General features: G+C 68.6%; 15 protein-coding genes. 8 read left to right on the top strand and 7 right to left on the bottom strand.

Annotated elements, in window-relative coordinates; genetic code table 11:
* The first annotated feature begins 84 nt into the window (after nt 1-84).
* On the top strand, nt 85-1,125 hold the full coding sequence (locus OG801_RS14815; protein ID WP_355020385.1) for a ParB/RepB/Spo0J family partition protein: 1,041 nt from the start codon (nt 85-87) through the stop codon (nt 1,123-1,125).
* Between the two features lie 158 nt (nt 1,126-1,283).
* Here the strand turns inward: OG801_RS14815 and OG801_RS14810 are convergent, their stop codons facing one another.
* Nucleotides 1,284-2,600 carry a PLP-dependent aminotransferase family protein gene (locus tag OG801_RS14810; protein WP_406029523.1) on the bottom strand — a complete coding sequence of 439 codons (1,317 nt, stop codon included), beginning with the start codon at nt 2,598-2,600 and terminating at the stop codon, nt 1,284-1,286.
* Nucleotides 2,601-2,667: 67 nt separating this feature from the next.
* Here OG801_RS14810 and OG801_RS14805 point away from each other — a divergent pair, with 67 nt between their 5' ends.
* The gene (locus tag OG801_RS14805) at nt 2,668-3,324 is read left to right on the top strand and encodes a GNAT family N-acetyltransferase (protein WP_406029522.1); all 657 of its coding nucleotides are present in this window, start codon (nt 2,668-2,670) and stop codon (nt 3,322-3,324) included.
* Nucleotides 3,325-3,485: 161 nt separating this feature from the next.
* Here OG801_RS14805 and trxA read toward each other — a convergent pair whose 3' ends face one another.
* The 5 genes from trxA to OG801_RS14780 form a co-directional block, all read right to left on the bottom strand.
* Nucleotides 3,486-3,815 carry a thioredoxin gene (trxA, locus tag OG801_RS14800; RefSeq protein ID WP_091044069.1) on the bottom strand — a complete coding sequence of 110 codons (330 nt, stop codon included), beginning with the start codon at nt 3,813-3,815 and terminating at the stop codon, nt 3,486-3,488.
* Between the two features lie 121 nt (nt 3,816-3,936).
* A complete protein-coding gene (gene trxB / locus OG801_RS14795; RefSeq protein WP_406029521.1) occupies nt 3,937-4,911 on the bottom strand; it encodes a thioredoxin-disulfide reductase in 975 nt (324 codons plus the stop codon).
* A gap of 93 nt (nt 4,912-5,004) precedes the next feature.
* Entirely contained in the window at nt 5,005-6,750 is a 1,746-nt protein-coding gene (locus OG801_RS14790) for a hypothetical protein (RefSeq protein WP_406029520.1), read from the bottom strand.
* 56 nt (nt 6,751-6,806) lie between these two features.
* Nucleotides 6,807-8,444, bottom strand: coding sequence for a murein biosynthesis integral membrane protein MurJ (murJ, locus tag OG801_RS14785; RefSeq protein ID WP_406029519.1), 1,638 nt, complete (start codon nt 8,442-8,444; stop codon nt 6,807-6,809).
* Nucleotides 8,441-10,630, bottom strand: coding sequence for a DUF6049 family protein (locus OG801_RS14780; RefSeq protein ID WP_406029518.1), 2,190 nt, complete (start codon nt 10,628-10,630; stop codon nt 8,441-8,443). The genes murJ and OG801_RS14780 overlap by 4 nt, the downstream gene beginning before the upstream one ends.
* A 50-nt stretch (nt 10,631-10,680) precedes the next feature.
* Between OG801_RS14780 and OG801_RS14775 the strand changes: the two genes are divergently transcribed.
* The 3 genes from OG801_RS14775 to OG801_RS14765 all read left to right on the top strand — a co-directional run bounded on the left by OG801_RS14775 (nt 10,681) and on the right by OG801_RS14765 (nt 15,461).
* Entirely contained in the window at nt 10,681-12,132 is a 1,452-nt protein-coding gene (locus OG801_RS14775; RefSeq protein ID WP_406029517.1) for a CCA tRNA nucleotidyltransferase, read from the top strand.
* 126 nt (nt 12,133-12,258) lie between these two features.
* Nucleotides 12,259-14,931 (top strand): calcium-binding protein, encoded by a 2,673-nt coding sequence (locus OG801_RS14770; protein ID WP_406029516.1) that lies wholly within the window; start codon nt 12,259-12,261, stop codon nt 14,929-14,931.
* 74 nt (nt 14,932-15,005) lie between these two features.
* On the top strand, nt 15,006-15,461 hold the full coding sequence (locus OG801_RS14765) for an SRPBCC family protein (RefSeq protein ID WP_406029515.1): 456 nt from the start codon (nt 15,006-15,008) through the stop codon (nt 15,459-15,461).
* A 15-nt stretch (nt 15,462-15,476) separates the two neighbouring features.
* Here OG801_RS14765 and OG801_RS14760 read toward each other — a convergent pair whose 3' ends face one another.
* Nucleotides 15,477-16,754, bottom strand: coding sequence for a helix-turn-helix domain-containing protein (locus OG801_RS14760; protein WP_406029514.1), 1,278 nt, complete (start codon nt 16,752-16,754; stop codon nt 15,477-15,479).
* A 152-nt stretch (nt 16,755-16,906) separates the two neighbouring features.
* On the opposite strand from OG801_RS14760, the gene OG801_RS14755 reads away from it, so the two are divergent.
* The 3 genes from OG801_RS14755 to OG801_RS14745 are packed head-to-tail and all read left to right on the top strand — an operon-like array spanning nt 16,907 to nt 19,964.
* Nucleotides 16,907-18,040: an efflux RND transporter periplasmic adaptor subunit gene (locus OG801_RS14755; protein ID WP_406029513.1), complete on the top strand. Its 1,134-nt coding sequence runs from the start codon at nt 16,907-16,909 to the stop codon at nt 18,038-18,040.
* 29 nt (nt 18,041-18,069) lie between these two features.
* The gene (locus tag OG801_RS14750) at nt 18,070-18,744 is read left to right on the top strand and encodes an ABC transporter ATP-binding protein (RefSeq protein ID WP_406029512.1); all 675 of its coding nucleotides are present in this window, start codon (nt 18,070-18,072) and stop codon (nt 18,742-18,744) included.
* Entirely contained in the window at nt 18,741-19,964 is a 1,224-nt protein-coding gene (locus OG801_RS14745) for an ABC transporter permease (RefSeq protein WP_406029511.1), read from the top strand. The genes OG801_RS14750 and OG801_RS14745 overlap by 4 nt, the downstream gene beginning before the upstream one ends.
* Nucleotides 19,965-20,007 lie beyond the last annotated feature (43 nt).

Here is a 20,007-nt window from a genome sequence, read left to right as displayed (position 1 = left end):
ACGGAACTGACATGAAGAATCCGGTGGTCGAGCTTGTCGAGACCACCTTCAGCAGCGTGGAACTGACATGGGGGACATCCAGATATGAGTAAGCAGCCGCCGAAGCGTGGTCTCGGACGAGGGCTGGGATCGCTGATCCCGACCGCTCCTCCCGCTGGCGGAAACGAGTCGGCGGACAGCGCTCCTGTCCAGCCGGACGTCCGTCATTCGGACCTTTCCGCTGGAGCGACTTCTGGCCCATCCGTGGACCCCAGGTCCACCGACTCGGCGGAAGGCCGCCAGATCGAGAATTCGGATCTGGCGCCCGTCGACGGCGCGTATTTCGCGGAGCTGCCGGTCAAGCAGATTCATCCCAACCATGTGCAGCCTCGTCAGGTCTTCGACGAGGAAGCGATGGCCGAACTGGTCCATTCGATCGAAGAAATCGGCCTCCTGCAGCCCATCGTCGTCCGGAAAGTGGCGGCCGACTCCTACGAGCTGGTCATGGGTGAGCGCCGGTGGCGCGCCACCCAGCAGGCCGGCCTCGATGTCATCCCCGCGATCGTCCGCGAGACCGACGACACCGACATGCTCCGGGACGCGCTCCTGGAGAACTTGCACCGCTCGCAGCTGAACCCCCTCGAAGAGGCGGCGGCCTACCAGCAGTTGCTCAGCGACTTCGAGTGCACCCACGACGAGCTCGCCCAGCGGATCGGTCGGTCGCGGCCACAGATCTCCAACACGATCCGGCTCCTGAAGCTGTCCCCGTCGGTCCAGCGCCGGGTCGCCGCCGGCGTGCTCTCGGCCGGTCACGCCCGGGCGCTGCTCGCCGTCGACGGCGAGGCCCAACAGGACAAGCTGGCTCAGAAGGTGGTCGCGGAAGGCATCTCCGTACGCGGCCTCGAGGAGATCGTCGCCCTGGGCGATCCTGACGGCGACGCCTTCGCCACGCCGCGGGTGAGGCGAGCCAAGCCCACTGCTCCTGGGCTCAAGGAGATCTCCGACAAGCTCTCGGACCGCTTCGATACCCGGGTCAAGGTCGATCTGGGGCGCTCCAAGGGAAAGATCACCGTCGAGTTCGCCACCCTGGACGACCTGCGTCGGATCGTCGAGCTGATGTCACCCGTACCCGACGAATCCATTTAGACATCAAGCGCTAAAGCGCTTTGTCGACAAATAGATTTCTACCCGGCCCATCGAGCGTAGGTCCGGCCCATCGAGCGCATCCCGGTCATCGAGCCTGTCGAGATGACCCCTTGTGCCAGCACGAGTGGTCTCGACAAGCTCGACCCTCGGCAGCTGAGCTACTGCGTGTTCGTCGAGGGGTGCTCGGCGCCGCGGATGGGGAGACCTGGGATCGGGCCGGTAGCACCGAACGTCTCCAGGAGCTCCATCTCGGCTTCGATGACACCCGCCAGGCGACGTACGCCTTCTCGGATCCGCTCCGGAGTGGGATAGCAGTAGGAGATCCGCATCGAGGAGGCGCCGAAGCCGTCGGCGAAGAAGCCGGTGCCGGGGACGAACGCGACTCGCGAAGTGACCGCGCGAGGCAGCATCGCCTTGCTGTCGATGCCGGAGGGGAGCGTCAGCCAGACGAAGAAGCCGCCGTCGGGCTTGGTCCAGGTGCAGGCCGCGGGCATGTAGTCCTCGAGCGCGTCGAGCATGGCGTCGCGGCGCTCGCGGTACATCTCCCGCATCTGCTTGATCTGGCCCTGCCAGTCGTGGTTCGAGAGATAGGCGGACACGGCCATCTGGTTGAACGGCGGCGGGCAGAGCGTCGCGGACTCCTGGGCGAGGACCAGCTTCTCGCGGATCGCGGAGGGAGCCAGCGCCCAGCCGACGCGCAGGCCAGGGGAGAACGTCTTGGAGAAGGAGCCGAGGTAGATGACACCCGGGTCCTGGGCGCGCATCGCCGGGCGGGGCTCGTCGTCGAAGCCGAGGAGGCCGTAGGGGTTGTCCTCGAGGACCAGGATGTCGTGGCGCTGGCAGATCTCGAGGATCTCGGTGCGTCGCTCGGGCGTCATGGTGACGCCGGTCGGATTCTGGAAGTTCGGGATCGTATAGAGGAACTTGACCTTGCGGCCGGAGGCCTTGGTGGACACGATCGCCTGCTCGAGCGCGCTCGGGATCAGGCCGCTGGCGTCGACCTCGGCGTGCACGATGTCGCACTGGTAGCCCTTGAAGACACCGAGAGCACCGACGTACGAAGGGGCCTCACAGATCACCACGTCGCCGGGGTCGCAGAAGACACGGGTGACCAGGTCGACGGCCTGCTGGGAGCCGACTGTGACGACGACGTCGTCGGGGTGGGCCTCGATCCCCTCCAGGCGCATGACCTCGCAGATCTGCTCGCGCAGGACGGGATCACCCTGGCCGCCGCCGTACTGCAGGGCCGTAGGCCCCTGGCTCAGGATGAGGTCCTTGATCGAGTCGCCGACCACGTCCAGCGGGAGGCTGGAGATGTTGGGCATGCCGCCTGCGAGCGAGACCACCTCGGGACGGGCTGCCACGGCGAAGAGGGCCCGGACCTCCGAGACCGTCATGCCTGCCGTGCGCGCGGCGTAGCGGTCCGCGTACGGGTCGAGGCGGGATGATGTTGCGCGCTGGGGAAGATCAGTCATGGTGTCACCATCATGAAGGATCGCATACGCTGGTGACAGACCCTTAACCCAGGATCAATGGTGAGACATGGCACGCCGCGTTCTGCCGCTGACGCTGGATCTCTTCTCCGAGGTCCCGGCGCCGTGCCGCGCCTGCCTGTTCTGGGAACGTGATCCAGTCGGCCATCGCCGCGTCGACTCCTCGCAGTCGATCGGGGTCAAGGAGGCGTGGATCTCCGAGGTGCTCCGCGAGTGGGGATCCTGCGGGCGGGTGGCAGTGGTGGACGGTACGCCGGCCGGGTTCGTGCTCTACGCGCCGCCGGTCTTCGTCCCGCGGGTGGCCTCGTTCCCGTCCGGACCGGTCTCCGCCGATGCCGTCCTGATGACCACGGTGTGGATCGACCCGCGTCGCGCCGGCGGCGGGATAGGCCGGATGCTGGTGCAGGGAATGGCTCGTGACCTGGTCCAACGCGGTCAGTTCCGGGCGATCGAGGCCTTCGGTGACGTCGGGCCGATGAGCGGGATCCACGGTCGCCGCTGCGCTGCCCCTGCCGACTTCCTCGGCCGGGTCGGGTTCAAGACCCACCGCGACCACCCCACCGTCCCGCGGATGCGGATGGACCTGAAGCAGACGGTCACCTGGATCGACGACTTCGAGTCCGCCTGGGAGCGGTTGCGGGACGTCGTACGTCCACGCAGCCATCCGTCACCCGCCTCCACCGAGCTGCATCGTGACAGCGAGTGAATGTTTCCCGTGAAACGGTGGTCCACCCGGTGGTCGAGCTTGTCGAGACCACCAAAGCCCCCGCCACAACTGACGTCTCGGCCGACGTAAGTGACGTCTCGGCCAAAATGACGTTGGCCCGCCACCTCAACAGGTGGCAGGCCAACGTCTGACAGCTGGTGTCAGCCGATGAACTCCTGCAGCTCCTTGAGGAGCGCGGCCTTCGGCTTGGCGCCGACGATCGACTTCACGACCTCGCCGCCCTGGTAGACGTTGATGGTCGGGATGCCGGTCACGCGGTAGGTGGAGGGGGTGACCGGGTTCTCGTCGACGTTCATCTTGGTGAAGGTGACCTTGTCACCGTGCTCGCCGGCGAGCTCCTCGAGGATCGGGGAGACCTGACGGCACGGGCCGCACCACTCGGCCCAGAAGTCGACCAGGACGGGCTTGTCGGACTTCAGGACGGTCGAGTCGAACTCGGCGTCGGTCACGGCGGTCATGTTGTCAGCCACGATGGGTTCCTTCTTCGGTAGGGACGTGTTTGGGGAGGTCTGTGGTCAGAACGCTGAGGTCGTGTCTCACATTCCCAGCGCCCGGTGGTCGAGCTTGTCGAGACCACCGTAGACAGGAGGATCAGGCCGAGACGGCAGCCGCCTCGGCGTGGGCCTGGTGGGCGAGGAACTTCTCGGCGTCGAGCGCGGCCTGGCAACCGGTGCCGGCAGCGGTGATCGCCTGACGGTAGACGTGGTCGACCAGGTCACCGGCGGCGAAGACGCCCTCGATGTTGGTGGCCGTGGTGCCGTCCTTGGTGAGGACATAGCCGTCGTCGTCGAGGTCGACCTGGCCGGTGAGCAGCTCGGAGCGCGGGATGTGTCCGATCGCGATGAACAGGCCGGCGCACTCGAGGTCGCGCAGCTCGCCGGTCTTGGTGTCCTTGACGGTGATGCTCTCCACGGAGAGCTCGCCGTTGATGGACTCGACCACGGAGTTCCAGGCGATCTCGAGCTTCGGGTCGGCGAAGGCGCGCTCCTGCATGATCTTGGAGGCACGCAGTTCGTCACGGCGTACGAGCAGGGTGACCGAGGAGCCGAAGCGGGTCAGGAAGAGGGCCTCCTCCAGGGCGGAGTCGCCGCCCCCGACGACCACGATGGGCTTCTGCCGGAAGAAGAAACCGTCGCAGGTGGCACACCAGGAGACGCCCTTGCCGGAGAGCTCGTCCTCGCGGGGCAGGCCGAGCTTCTTGTACCCCGAGCCGGTCGCGAGGATGACGGACTTCGCGTAGTGGGTATCGGTCGCGGTCCTGATGACCTTCACCGGGCCGGTCAGGTCCATCTCGATCACGTCGTCGGGCTCGAGCTCGGCACCGAAGCGCTCCGCCTGGGCACGCATGTTGTCCATCAGTTCCGGGCCCATGATGCCGTCACGGAACCCGGGGAAGTTCTCCACCTCGGTGGTGTTCATCAGGGCGCCGCCGGCGGTCACCGACCCCTCGAAGACGAGCGGCTGCAGTCCGGCGCGGGCGCTGTAGACCGCTGCGGTGTAGCCCGACGGGCCGGAACCCACGACGATCACGTTGCGGGGGTCTGTCGGGGACGACGGGGTCGGCATCTATGGCTCCTCAAGTGTGGCTGGCGAACTGCACAACAGATCGTAGGCCACGTACATTCCAGGGCCCTGAACGCCGAGAGATCCCGGCTCGGGTCAGGAGACGGGGGTGCCGAGGACCTCGATCTCCTTGACCTCGGCGCGGTAGCCGCCGTCGCCCGTCGGGAGGCCGGTCAGCCAGACGAGTACGTAGCTGCCCTCGGGGGCGTCGTCGAGCTTGATCTCGCCTTCGGCGCCGACGCTGCCCTTGGCCGCAGGATCGCCGCTGGGGTCGTCGGTCCACGGTGAGTCGCCGACGTAGACGCTGATGTCGGTCGGCTCGCCGATCATTCGGAACTTCAGGGAGTCGACGGCGTAGTCGCCCTTGAGGTTGAGCACGACGCCAATACCTGGCTTGAGCGAGCGCGGACCATCACCGATCTGGTCGTTGTAGGTGGAGGTGCGCCAGTTGGTGACGGGGTCGTCCTTCCCGTCGACCACACCCGCGACCAGGTCGGGGTATTCGCTCGGCGGGTCACCGTGGGGGTCGAGGTCCTTGGCCGTGATGCCCTTGATGGGGGTCGGTTTGGCCTCAGCCGTGGTGTCGCCGCCGTTGTTGCCGGTGCCGGGGTTCTCGGCGGTCGTGTCGGGGTCGTCGCTGATGATGTTCCAGGCGATCGAGCCGGCGATGAGGACCAGGACCACGAGGCCTACGCCCATCGCGATGCGGAGCCAGTTGGTGCCGGGCTTCTGGTTGTAGTCCGGCTCCTCGGCGATCGGTACGTTGGCGCCGGTCCACGGGCCCTGCCAGCCGTTGTAGGAGGCATCCGGGGCCACCGGCCGCCGGGCCGCGGCGGGGGGAGCCTGCTGCGGGCGCTGCGGCGGGACGTAGCCCGGGGTCTCGTCGGCGAACAGCGGCTTCGACGGGGTCGGGTCCTGCATCGGCGGCGGGGAGGACGGGCGCTGGCGCTGGGGGCGTACGGCATCGGGGGCCACGCCGATGGCGTTCGACGCCGCCCGTGCCTCGGCCGGCTCGGCCTGGGTCGGCGGAGCCATCGCCTGGGTCTCCTCGTCGATGGCAGAGGGACGATTGAGCGGAGCGGTCGGCTCCCCGGAGAAGCCGGCGAGCGCGGAGTGCAGCTCGGCTGCGGTCAGCGGCGGCATGTCGGCGCCGCTGCCCAGCACCCGGTCGCACAGGTCGTCGAGGGGACGCGGCACGCCGGCGCGTACCTGCCGGGGACGGAGCACGCGGCCGTGGTCACGCGGCGCGGGCGGCATCGAAGAGAGGGTCTCGCCGGCCCATTTGCCGGTCAGAGCGGCGTAGAGGACGCCGACGGCGTCGACTCGGTCGCGCCGCTGGGAGTCGCGGGTGTCGGGGTCGATCCCGTGCAGCGCGGCGTCGACGCCGAAGCCGATGACGCGCACCGCGCCGAGGTCGTCGAGCAGCACGGCCTCGGGGTTGAGGCGGCCGTGGGCGTGGCCCTGGTCGTGGGCCAGGACCAGCAGGTCGGCGACCTCGGAGGCGATCCAGGCGGCCTGCTGCGGCGGCAGCGGGCCGCCGGCGGCCAGCGCGTTCTCCAGCGACGCGCCCTCGCCCCACTCGTTGACGACGTACGCCACCTGGTCGGTCTGGGCGGCGTCGAGGACGCGCAGCATCCGGGGGTCACCGACGGCAGCGGAGTTGCGGGCCGCGGCCATCAGGCGCGGCGCTCGCTCGTCGCGGGCGTCGAGGACGTGGACCGCAACCGGGCGGCCGAGCACCGCGTCCTGGGCGCGCCAGAAGCGTCCCTCGCGGGACTCGCTCAGCAGATCCGTCAGTTGGTATCTGCCGGCGAGGACGTCGCCTGATTGCGTGAACTCCATATCGGACCCAATTCTTTCAGACCGTGCCAGACAGTGCGGAGGCTGTCCGATGATGGTCAGCGACGCAGCCGTCGGGCGACCTGTTGCACCATCGTGGTCAGCTCCTTGACCTGGGCAGCCTGCGCCCCGAGGAGCAGCATGCCGAGATGCAGCGCCCCGACGATAGCGGCCCCGATCAAGGCCAGCACCATCGTCGGCTCGTCGTTGATCATGCCCAGCGCCGTGCGGAGCAGCCATGCGGCGGCCGCGGCGACGACCGTCACCATGACCAGGCGGGCGAGGAACCCGAGCAGCCCGCGACCGTCCAGGTCTCCGAGCGTGCGCTTGAGCACGACGTACGAGACGACGGAGCCGACCAGGTAGGCCAGCGAGTAGGCGGCGGCCAGCGCCGGGGCGGTGTACTCCGCGGAGACGGCCCTGGTCAGCACCAGCGCGGCGACGATGTTGGTGGTGGCGACCGAGCACTGGATGAAGAAGACCGTGCGGTTCTTCTCCAGCGAGTAGAAGCCGCGCAGCAGCAGGTAGTGGATCGTGAAGAAGACCAGCCCTGCCGCGAAGATCGACAGCGTCGGGGCGTACTCCTTGAACGCGTCGGCGCCTGCGCCGTAGCCGAACAGGATGTGGGCGATGTCCTCGGAGAGCACCGGGAGGAGCGCGGCGATCGGAATCACGATGGCGAGCGCGTTGCGCAGCTGGTGCGACAGCGTACGCCCGAGCTCAGGCAGCTCGCCGGCGGCGCCGTAGCGCGACAGGAGCGGCAGGATCGCCGTCGCCAGGGAGACGGTGATGATCGAGTGGGGCACCTGGGTGACCAGGAAGCTGTTGGAGTAGACCGTGTAACCGGTGCCGCCCGCGGCCGAACCGGTCGAGGCCAGCCGCGTCACGATCGTGTACGCGACCTGGTTCACGACCACGAAGAGCACCGTCCACATGCCCAGCTTCGCGGTCTGCGAGAGCCCGGCTCCGCGGAAGTCGAAGCGGGGGCGGAAGCGTACGCCCACCTTGTGCAGCACCGGCAGGAGCAGCAGGAACTGGAGAACGATGCCGAGAGTCGAGCCCAGCCCCAGAAGGATCTCCTGGCCCGTGGTGAAGCCACCGACGTCGGAGGGACCGAAGACGACGAGGTAGATCACCAGGGTCGAGATCGCGATGATGTTGTTGGCGATCGGGGCCCACATCATCGGGCCGAAGCTGCCGCGGGCGTTGAGCACCTGCCCGACCAGCACGAACATCCCGTAGAAGAAGACCTGCGGCAGGCACCAGCGGGCGAAGTCGATGGCCGACTCGAGCTGGGCCTCGTGATCGGCGTTGTACCAGTCGGCGCCGAGGTAGAGGCGCATCAGCAGAGGCGCGCCGATCACCAGGAGGATCGTGACGACACCGAGGAAGAGCCCGGCGAGCGTGATGATCCGGTCGGTGTAGGCGGTCCCGCCGTCCTCGTCGTTCTTCTGCGCCTTCACCAGCTGCGGCACGAGCACCGCGTTGAAGACACCGCCCGCCAACAGGATGTAGAGCATGTTGGGCACGGTGTTGGCGATGTTGAAGACGTCGGCGTGCAGGCCGGAGCCCAGCGCCGCGACGAGGAGCGCTGAGCGGATGAACCCGCTGGCCCGGGAGAAGAGCGTCCCCGCGGCCATCACCGCGCTGTTGGCCAGGACCGAGCCTCCGCCGGACTTCTGCTCGGTGGCTGTCACAACACTCCTGACGTACGTGCTTTCTTGGCCTTCATGATGCGCCTGGTGAGTCGCACGGCGATCGCCGCGAACAGTAGCGCGCAGCCGGTGCCGACGAACCACCAGATCACACCGCTCACCTGCGAGGGGCGGATGGGTACGGAGGCGTGGGCGCCCAGCGGGTTGCCCTTGGTGTCGGTGACGACGATCAGGGCGGTGTGGGTGCCGGTGTCGCGCATGCTCGCGGCGAGGTTGAAGCTGGCCTTGGAGTTGGCATCGAGCTGGACGGGCTCGGAGGTCGCGACCCGCAGCGACTCGTCGGTGATCGCGTCCAGCCGCACCGTGACGGGCTCGTCGAGCTCGTTGCTCAGGGTGACCTGGAACTCGCCGCCCTTCATGCTGGAGAGGATCACCTTCGGCGGTACGGCCACGGTGACCGAGCTCAGCTCGGAGCTGACCTGGCTGAGCGCGTCGGCGGCCGGGTCGGCGTCGTCCTTGCGGGCGGAGTAGGAGGTCGAGGTCAGGGCCTCGTTGACGATGTCGGAGGCGACCTCGTCGTTGTGGGTCAGGATCCGCTGCAGCATCTCACCGGCGCCGATGAGCTCGTTGGCCGTGTCGATCCGGTCGGTGGAGATCTCGGCCTTCATCTCTCGGCGCGGGTAGCGGAGCTTGTCGGCGGTGATCGAAGTCGGCTTGTGCCCAGCGAGCGCCTCGTCCAGCGTCGAGGACGAGATCCAGGCGGCCTTGTTCCACGGGGTGACGAACGAGGCGGCGCTCTGCGGAGGGTGCCAGCCGTCGGGGAGGACCGCGACGAGCGGCTTGCCGGAGCCGCGGAGCAGGGCGGCCTCGGCGACGAGACGCTGGCGCACCGAGATCGCGTCGATCGGGTCGTTGGGTCCGGGCCCGCCGGCGGCGGCACCGGAGGAGGTCACGATCATCTGGTGACCGTCGAGGTCGGCGATGACCGGCGTGGTGCCGCGGAACATCCTGTCGCTGACCAGGTTGACCGCGCCCGGCTCGAGCAGGTTGACCGCGGCACGGTCGAGGTAGCCGGTCGGCGGCGCGACGGCCGAGGTCGCCTTGATGCCGAGCTCGGCGAGCGCTTGGGCGGTGTGCTCACGCGCCGTGGCCAGCAGGTCGGGGTCGGTCGTGGCGAGCGCGGACAGGTCCGGGTCGGCGTACGGGAGGGCGAGCAGGTTGTGGCCGGCGAGCGCGTCCTCGAGGCGACCCAGCCAGACCGTCGCGGCCTTCTGCGCGGCCTCGGCCTCCTCGTCGATCGCCTTCTCGGCGTCGGTGTCGGTGCTGGGCGAGGGGCTCGGCAGCAGCGCGGAAGCGGAGGGCGAGGCACTCTGGCTGCCGCTCTCCTCCGGCTCCTCCTCACCCTCGTCCGTCGGCGCCAGGTTGCGGGCGGGGTTGCCCTCGGCGAGGTTGCGTACGGCATCGATCAGCGCGGGATCGATGGCCCAGGTCAGGTCGGGCATCTCGGCGCCGGTCTCGAGCATCCGGAAGAGGCGTCCGCCGGCGCCCAGGTCGCGCGTCCAGCCCGGGAGGTAGTTCACGCTGCCGTCGGCGTTGTAGACCACGCTGCGCCGCAGCGGCATGACCAGGGAGACTTTCTCGGCCTTGGCCTTCTTGTTGGGCTCCTTGACCAGCGGAAGGAAGGTACGTGCCCGACCGTCGGCGGTGCTCGGCGTGGTGGAGCCGAGCGCGTGGACCCCGAACCAGTAGACCCCGGGCTCGGTGACCTGCAGCAGCCTGCGCGGCACCGAGAGCGACCACGAGTAGGTCTCGCCGGGCGCGAGGTCGGGGATCGCTGCGTACGTCCCCTCGGTCACGATCCGCTCGCCCACCAGGGAGTCCGCGGGCATCTCGGCGGCCTCGGCAAGTTCCTCGGAGGTGGTCATCGGGGTGTCGCCCACGAACGGGTAGACCTTGACGCCGTGCCACTCCTCCTCGGTGGTGTTGGTGACCTTGCCGCGGAGGGTGATCCGGCCCTTGGTGCGGCCGTCGAGGCTGACGGTGTCGAGCTCGTCGATGCTCATCGCCAGCGGGTCGGGCTCCGCGGTCTCCTCCGCGGCCCGGGCCGGAGCGGCCAGCGTGGTCGCGGACAGCATCAGCAGAAGGGGTGCCAGCAGCACCAGGACGAGTGCGGCGGGGACTCGCCCGGGTGGCCTTGGCGGCCTCGCCTGATGCTGGCGGACTGGCATGACTTCGAGAATATCTTTCAGGGGGTGCGGTCCTCGTAGACTGCGGCGTTGTGTCCGACAGCCAGCTTCCCCCGATCAGCGTCGCCGATGTTCAGCGATCGGTGACTGCTGAACTGGACCGTATCGCACCGGTCATCGACTCCCTAGGTGAGGTCTTCGCTCGCTCGGGCTTCGAGCTGGCGCTCGTCGGCGGCCCCGTCCGCGACGCGATGCTCGGCCGGCCGCACAACGACCTCGACTTCGCGACCTCGGCCCGCCCCGAGGAGACCGAGAAGATCTTGCGTACGTGGGGCGAGGCGCTGTGGGACATGGGCCGCGACTTCGGCACCATCGGCACCCGCAAGGGCCCGTGGCAGATCGAGGTCACCACCTACCGCTCCGAGGCCTACGACGCCGACTCCCGCAAGCCCGCGGTGGCCTACGGGACATCCCTGGCCGACGATCTCGTACGCCGCGACTTCACCGTCAACGCGATGGCCGTGCAGCTTCCTGGCCGCGAGGTCGTCGACCTCTACGGCGGCGTCGTCGACCTGGCGACCCGGGTGCTGCGTACGCCGGGGACGCCGGAGGCGTCGTTCTCCGACGACCCGCTGCGGATGATGCGGGCGGCACGGTTCGCCGCCCAGCTCGGTTTCACGGTGGCCCCCGAGGTCGTCGCCGCGATGAAGGACATGGCCTCGCGGATCTCGATCATCTCCGCCGAGCGGGTCCGCGACGAGCTGGTGAAGCTGATCTGCGCGCCCTACCCGCGGCGTGGCCTCTCGCTGCTGGCCGAGACCGGGCTGGCCGACCTGGTGCTGCCCGAGCTGACCGCGCTGCGGATGGAGCGCGACGAGCACAACCGGCACAAGGACGTCTACGAGCACACGCTGACCGTGCTCGAGCAGTCGATCGACCAGGAGGCGCGTCTCGGTGGCGGCCCCGACTTCGTGTCCCGGTTCGCGGCGCTGATGCACGACGTCGGCAAGCCGCGCACCCGGAAGTTCCACGACGACGGCACCGTCTCGTTCCACCACCATGACGTCGTCGGCGCCAAGATGACCCGCAAGCGGATGAAGGCGCTGCGCTTCTCCAACGACGAGATCGAGGCTGTCTCCTCGCTCGTCGAGCTGCACCTGCGCTTCCACGGCTACGGCGACGGTGAATGGACCGACTCCGCGGTCCGTCGTTATGTGAGGGATGCCGGAGACCAGCTCCAGCGGCTCCACGTGCTCACCCGCGCCGACTGCACCACCCGCAACCGCCGCAAGGCCGACCGTCTCGCCCGCACCTACGACGCCCTCGAGGCCCGCATCGAGCGGATCTCCGAGGAGGAGGAGCTCGCTGCCCTCCGCCCCGCGCTCGACGGCAACCAGATCATGTCGCTCCTCGACATCCCTCCCGGGCGGGACGTCGGGGCGGCGTACAATTTCCTCATGGACCTGCGCCTCGACGAAGGAATCCTGTCCGAGGACGAGGCCGCCAAGCGGCTCCTGGACTGGTGGTCCGAGCGCTCAGGATGACCCGTTCGGGCTATGTCCACGGGGGCATCTCGGCAATACCTTGAGCAGTCGCGCAGCCGTCGATCACCGAAGTGCGTGGGTCCCACCCTGATCCGGCTCGGAGGCCCTCTCGTGTCACGCCCTCGCATGTCGATGTACGCCGCGCTCGTGCCGCTCGGTGTCGCCGCCATCAGCTTCGTCCTCACGTCCCCGGCCGGTGCCGACGATGTCTCGCAGAGCACCTGTGCGGGCCTGGCGGTAACCGTCGACCTGAGTCAGGAGGGCGCGGCACCGACAGAAGGCGACGATGTGATTCTCGGCACGCCGAACGTCGACACCATCCATGGTCTCGGCGGCGATGATGTGATCTGTGGCCTTGGCGGAGGCACAGGTTCCACGACTCCGCTGAACATGGACCTGATCTACGGTGATGCGGGGAACGATCGACTCATCGGATCCCCGGGCAATGACGCGTTGCTCGGTGGCCCCGGAAGCGACAGGATTGAAGCCGGATCCGGCGGAGACCTGTTCTATCCGGGGATGGGTGACGACACGATCACCGTTGAAGGCTCCGGCATGGCCGACCGTGTCCTCTATTCCGACGTGCCGGTCGAAGTTCGCGTCGACACTGCACTGTGTGGCGCTCAGATCCGTTCGGCAGCGACGTCCCAGGACACCGGTGCGGGCATGGACAGCATCCCGTGCTCGGTCACCCATGTGACAGGAAGCCCGCAAGATGATCACCTCGCTCGTCGAGACAACATCCACGAGATGCTTTCAGGTGGGCGCGGTGACGACGTCCTCTACGGCGCGGGCATGGTGGATCCCGAGTGGGTCACGAATGGCTCCTACTTCGGCGGGGAGGGCGCTGACACACTCGACTTCAGCCGGGTCGACCATCCTGTGGAGCTGATCGCAGAGCCTCGGTCGGAGACCATCTATTACCAATCCGGTGCTGGGAAGATCAATGTCAACGATGTGGAGAACCTCATCGGATCCCCGGCGGCCGATCGTCTTTATGCAGGGCCAGAGCCCGCGGTTCTCGACGGCGGCCCAGGAGATGACTGGCTCCGCGGTGGCCCTGCCGGAGACACGTTTGTGGATCCGACGGCCAACGTCGTCTCCGGCGCGACGACGGCAGTCACGATCGACGGCACCGCCGGTACCTTCAGCAGCGGGGACACATTCACGGTGGCTCCAGGAGTCAAGGTCTGGGGATCCGGTGGAAACGACGTCATCCACCCGGGGCGGCTGTGCACTGTTCACGGCAACAGCGGGGACGACACGTTCGTGATCGATGCCGCAGTTGCGCCCGACTGCGCGCCCGGCGAGCAAGGAAGTCTCACCGGTGGCGACGTCGGGGATCGGCTCACCCTGGCTGGTCTGAGTGAGCCGGCGACGTACGCCTTGGGCGACGCTGCCCTGACTACTCCGACGAAGACCATTGCGATGCCGGCGGTCAAAGGCCTCGCGCTCGTAGGCACCCGCTTCGACGACATCCTCAGCGGCGATGCGGAAGACAACACGATCGATGGCGGACCGGGAAACGACGTCATCCGAGGTGGTGCGGGCCAGGACACCGCGTTGTACGAGTCGGCGGGGGCAGGTGTCACGGCCTCGGTGACGAAGGCGTCCGGGGGCGGTGGAAGCGACACGATGGCCGACATCGAGAACCTGACCGGAAGCCGCTATCGCGACAACCTCACCGGTGACGCATCGGCGAATGTGTTGCGTGGCGGCGACGGCGACGATCTGCTGTCGGGTGGTGTGGGCGCAAACGTGATCAGCGGTGGCGCCGGAAACGACACTGTGGTCAGCGGATCCGGCGACGAGAGCCTTGCGTGCGACACCGGAACCGACACCGTCTCGTACGCCACCGCCGGATCATCGATCAAGTTCACCGACGCGAGTCCACATTCGGCGTTCAACGTCACTGGTGGTGGCGGCAACGACCGAGCGTTCAGCTGCGAGAACGTGACAGGCTCGAGCTTCAACGACCAGATCACCGGCAACGGCGGTAGCAACGTGCTGAGCGGTGGCGGTGGCCATGACACCATCAACGGTGGTGGAGGCGCAGACACGGTGTCTGGTGGCGACGGCAATGACACGCTCTACGGCAGTACGGGCAATGATCGGGTGCTCGGCGGGACGGGCAACGACCACCTTCGTGGCAACGCCGACAACGACGCGGTCGACGGCGGTAGCGGAACCGATACCGTCTTCTACGACTACGCGACGGGCCGTGTCACGGCTTCGATGAGCCGCGCCACTGGCGTCGGTGTCGGTAGCGACACGGTGGCAGGCGTCGAGAACATCACCGGTGGCAGGTACGCGGACAATCTGACGGGCAACGGCGCTGCCAACGTGATCGTCGGCGGCGGCGGCAACGACACGCTGGTTGGTGCCGGGGGCAACGACAGATTGCTCGGCGGCAGTGGAAACGATGTCCTGCGCGGCGATTCGGGCAACGACACGGTGGATGGCGGATCAGGCACGGACAGGGCGAGCTTCACCACTGCTACCGGGCGTGTCACCTCGACCCTGACTTCGGCATCCGGCGGGGCCGGCTCGGACAGGATGTCCGCGATCGAGAACATCACCGGCGGTGCGTACGCCGACCGGTTGACCGGTGGCGGCGCCGCGAACGTGATCCAGGGCGGCGGGGGTGCCGACCATCTCTATGGGGCCGGCGGCGCCGACAGGCTCTACGGCAACGGGAGCGACGACCGTCTGTATGGCGGCACCGGCAGCGACTACGGCGACGGCGGGACCGGACGTGATGTCGCGTACTCGATCGAACGTCGCCGGAACATCCCCTGACCGAACGGTTCCGGCCTGGTTGACATCTGGTCCCCTACTGTCCATCGAGCCATACTGACGGTACGGTTCCGCGTATGACGACGATCACAGATCTCGAGGCAACGACCGCCATCAACGCGACCCCGGCTCAGGTGTGGGTAGCGATCACGGACCTGCCGCGGATGGCTTCGTGGAGCCCGCAGGTGGTGAAGACCGTGGTGTTCGGCCAGGTCAAGGAGGGCACCCGCTTCTTCAACATCAACCGCCAGGGCTGGAAGCACTGGCCGACCAACGCGAAGGTCGTACGCTTCACGCCCCACTCCGACTTCGCGTTCCGGGTTGCCGAGAACACGACGATCTGGTCCTTCCAGATCGAGGAGACGGCTGACGGGTCCCTGGTCACCCACCGCCGCGAGACCCCGGACGGCATCTCCGCACTCTCCCGCTCGCTGACGAATGCCGTGCTCGGCGGTCAGGAGAAGTTCACCGAGGAGCTGCGTACGGGCATGGCCACGACGCTCGCCAAGCTCAAGGCCGATCTCGAGAGCTGACCCGATCGGCAGCGGTCAGGTGCGGGCGTTGGTGGTCCACCGGTAGACGGTGCGCTGGCTGACGCCCAGCTTGGCGGCCACATCCGGAACCCGGGCGCCGGCGCGGACCAGGACCCTGGCGGCCTGAGACTTGTCGTCAGGAAGATTCGCGAACAGGTCGTCGATCTCGTCGGGGAACGTGTCGGGGTAGTCCATCGCCGGCTCGGGGTCGGGGATGTTCTCCGGGAACGGGATCCGGTCGAGCAGGGTGCCGTCGGCCTCGGCAGGCTTGGTGGCGGTGCGGCCGTTGCTGAACTCCGGGGCCATCCCGGCGCCCGGAGCGACCTCGGCGGCGGTGCGGGCGGCCTCGGTCACCCGGCTCGAGACCCGGGGGCGCGTGTCCGTGGTGGCGAGGGCGGAGGCCATCTCACGGGTCCGGATCTCGCGCGGCGGCTGCACCTCACGGGGCATGTCGGCGAGATCGTTCGGCACCGGCTCGTTGTTCGGCGCGTCGTGCTGCTCGGGTGGCGCGGTGATCTGCTCGGCGGAGACCCGCTCCACCACCGGCACGCTGAGCGCCTCGTGCACGTCGGGCAGGGTGATCGGCAGCCGGTCGGCCTGGCGGGTGCCCTCGGCGACGGCGGCGAAGGCATCGACCCACTGGGTGATCTGGTCGCGCATCGCGCCCGGCGCGACCGACCGCAGGGCCACGGCCTCGGCGCGCCAGTAGCGCTTCTGTGCGCGCTCCAGCTTTCGACGGGAGGAGGCCGTACGCTTCCGCACCGCCGTGTCGCGAGCCCGGCGCCACTCGACGCGGGTGGCGAGGAGGGCGTGCATGCGGGATCCCATCCGCAGGTCGGACCAGGAGCGTTCCATGGCGAGGTGGCGGTCACCGACGAGCGCCAGGTGCCACATCAGGGCGGCCAGCAGCGGCACGATGAACCGGAACGCGGCGGCGGTGACGGCGTGGCCGAGGTGGATCTCGTGCCAGCCGGCGAAGAACCCGGACGCGGCAGAGAGCAGCCAGGTCAGGGTCAGCAGCGTCTGAGCCGGCCGGTCCTGCTGGGCTGCCTCGCGGGCCATCAGCGCGACGGTGACCAGCGAGAGCTCGAAGACGCCGGCGAAGGCGTAGGCGTTGATCGCGCCCATGGCGAGCACGTCCCGCCCGAAGCCGACCATGGCGACGTACGCGGCAGCCGTCGAGATCAGCGCGACCGAGACCGCGCCGAAGAGGATGAGGCCGCGGCCCCCTCCTGTCGAACTCCTGCCGGTCGGGGTCGTCCGTTCGCGGGTCGTGTCGTTGTCGGGACGCATCGTGGGGGTCTCCCGTGCCTGAGGCGATCGATCGTTCGGGTCCCGGAGTCTAGGGGATCAAACACGTGTTCGAGATGTACGTGGATGGAGTGTTGACAAACCCTGTGGAAATTGGGCCGCCGTGATCCAAAGGGCAGGGCTACAGTCCGCTCATGTCGAAGACGGCGGTGCGCCGCGTACTTTTCAAGTCGTTCTGGGCCGTGATCGGCCTGGTCATCGCGGTGAGCCTCTTCAAGCTGGCCTTCACCGGCTCGACGCAGGATGCCGACGGCGCGCCACTGACGCCGACCGGGAAGATCCCGCCGGAGGAGGTCGTCGCCGAGAAGGGCACCATCTCCAACTCGCTCACGGTCGACGGAACGATCGTGATCGACAAGCCGGTCTCCGTCACCAGTTCGGTCACCGGGGTGCTGGCGCACAGGTTCGCCGAGACGGGTGCCAAGGTGAAGAAGGGCGACAAGCTCTTCCAGGTGCGCACGGAGGAGGAGCCCGCTGAGGCCGAGCCCCTCGAAAATCCTGCCGAGGAGGGGCCCGGGAACGTCGACGACGCCACCGGCGACGGCGACCGTGACGACGCACCGGTCGAGCCGTCGCCGCCCAAGCCGGTCTATCACTGGTACACCGTCGTCGCGCCCGCCAGCGGCATCGTCGGCAACTACGCCGCCGAGCTGATGGGCGAGGTGGCCGAGGACGGGGTGGTCGTCTCGATCCGTCCCACGACCTTCCACGCGGTCGGGGCGATCTCGCCGCTGGACCGCTACCGGCTGGCCAGCAACCCGGACCAGGCCACGGTGACCATCGAGAGCGGCCCGAAGCCGTTCACCTGCAGCGATCTGAGGATCGGCGACGCGGCGACCGAGACGATCACCAGCGACGAGCCCGAGGGCGAGATGATGGAAGGTGAGCCGGGGGCTGAGGGCGACTCGGGGGCGGGCGCCCGGATCAGCTGCCTGGTGCCGGAGAAGGTCACTGTCTTCGACGGACTGACGATGACCATGGCCATCGACGCGGGCAAGAGCGACGGCGACGTCGTCACCATCCCCGTCACCGCAGTCACCGGACTGGTCGGCGACGGCACCGTCTGGGTCGTCGGTGAGGACCGAACCCCGGCCGAGCAGCCGGTCAAGCTCGGTGTCACCGACGGCAAGCTCGTCGAGGTCACCAGCGGGCTGAAGGCAGGCGACTCGGTCCTGCGGTACGTCCCGGGCTCGAAGGAGTCGGGCGGCGGGATGGGCGGCGGGATGGACGGCGGGATGACCGAGGAGATGCCGGCGGGGGAGATGTGAGCGCGGAGGAACTGCTGAGGCTCACCGGCGTGGCCCGCACGGTAGAGCTCCCCGACGGCGAGGACCTGCACATCCTGACCGGCGTCGACCTCGACGTGAGCCGCGGCGACCATGTCGGCATCGTCGGCCGCTCGGGCACCGGCAAGTCGACGCTGCTGAACCTGCTCGGTCTGCTGGACCGGCCCACCGGCGGCACCCTGGAATGGGCAGGTCGCAACGTCACCGACATCAGCAACCATCAGGCCGCCCGGATCCGCGGCCGCGATGTCGGGTTCGTCTTCCAGCAGTTCAACCTGCTGCCGGGGCGTACGGCGCTGGAGAACGTGATGGCTCCGCTCCTGTACGCCTCGGGCAAGGAGTTCTGGCAGCGGCGCCGGATCGCGGCGACGATGCTCGACAAGGTCGGTCTCGGCGACCGGCTCGACGCGATGCCCCAGTTCCTCTCCGGTGGCGAGCAGCAGCGCATCGCGATCGCCCGCGCCCTGGTCCGGACGCCGTCGGTGGTGCTGGCCGACGAGCCGACGGGGGCGCTCGACGTCGAGACCGGCGCGATGGTGATGAAGCTGCTCGACCAGGCGACGTACGACTCCGGCGCTGCGCTGATCACGATCACCCACGACCAGAACGTCGCCGCCCTGGCTCGGCGGCGGTTCCGGCTCGCCGAGGGCCGGCTCCACCCGCTGACCGAGGGGGCGGTGGCGTGAGGACCGCCCTGGCGCACATCGTCACCGGCCTGGCCGCCTCGACCGTCGAGGCGTGGCAGGAGCTGCGCATCCACCGGCTCCGGGTGCTGCTGTCGCTGGTCGGGGTGGCGGTGGCCGTCGCCTCGATCACCGCGACCGTCGCGGCCGGCCAGATCGCCAAGCAGATGTTCACCGAGTCCTACGAGGTCGACGGGCGGCCGGCACACATCTCGGTCATGGCCTACGACCCCCAGAGCGGCATGCCGCTCTCCGTCGAGCGGGTCCGGCCCGCCTTCCAGACGGTCGCGGAGCGGTTCGACGTGAAGTACGCGTCGGCGAGGATCTCCGCCTACGACATCAAGGCGACCACCGCGGGCAGCAGCAAGCGGGTCGAGCTGATGGGGGTCGACCCTGCGTACGCTGCCATCCACCGCGTCGTGGTGCCGCAGGGCCGCTGGCTGCAGGCCTCGGACGAGGAGCGCCTCTCTCCGGCGCTGGTGGTCGACGAGACGTTCCTGAAGAAGCTCGGTCTGCGGGGCACACAGCTGCCGACCTCGGTGGACCTGAAGGGCCAGGGGATGTCGGTGACCGCCACGATCGTCGGCGTCACGAGCCTGCGGGGCTACGGCACGCCACGCGCGTTCATGCTGGCCGACTCGCTGGAGCACTGGCAGGCCGGAGCCCCCACGGACGCCAGCTACGAGATGTGGGTGCCGATCGACGGCGCGAACGAGCTCGCCGGCGAGATCGGCATGGCGATGCGCGCCGAGCTCCCGGGACTCCAGGTCGATGCCCAGCGCGACGACTACATGGCGTGGGGCGGTGAGGACCCGATCGGCCCGATCAAGTGGGTGATCATCGGGATCGCCGGGATCATCCTGCTGCTCGGCGCCCTGAGCCTGCTCAACATCGCCCTGGTCACCATCCAGCAGCGGATCCGGGAGATCGGGATCCGGCGCAGCTTCGGGGCGACCACGGGGCGGGTGTTCTTCTCGGTGCTGATGGAGAGCGTCGTGGCCACCGTCGTCGCGGGCGTGGTCGGCGTGCTCCTGGCCGTGGCGGCGATCAAGAACCCGCTGGTGCAGAAGTACGTCCTCCAGGGCATCGACGACGTCCCGCCCTTCCCGCTCTCGGCGGCGTTCCTCGGCCTCGCCGTCGCCCTCGCGGTCGGCGCGATCGCGGGCATCCTCCCGGCGATGATCGCCGCGCGGGTCAAGATCATCGACGCGATCCGCTTCTGAAATGCGACTGCCCCGGGTGCCAGGCACCCGGGGCAGCTCAACA

The sequence above is a fragment of the Nocardioides sp. NBC_00163 genome, from assembly GCF_045206295.1.
Lineage (GTDB): Bacteria > Actinomycetota > Actinomycetes > Propionibacteriales > Nocardioidaceae > Nocardioides.
The sequence above is the reverse complement of the archived record's forward strand: the minus strand, read 5'-3'. Positions and strand labels throughout refer to the sequence as shown.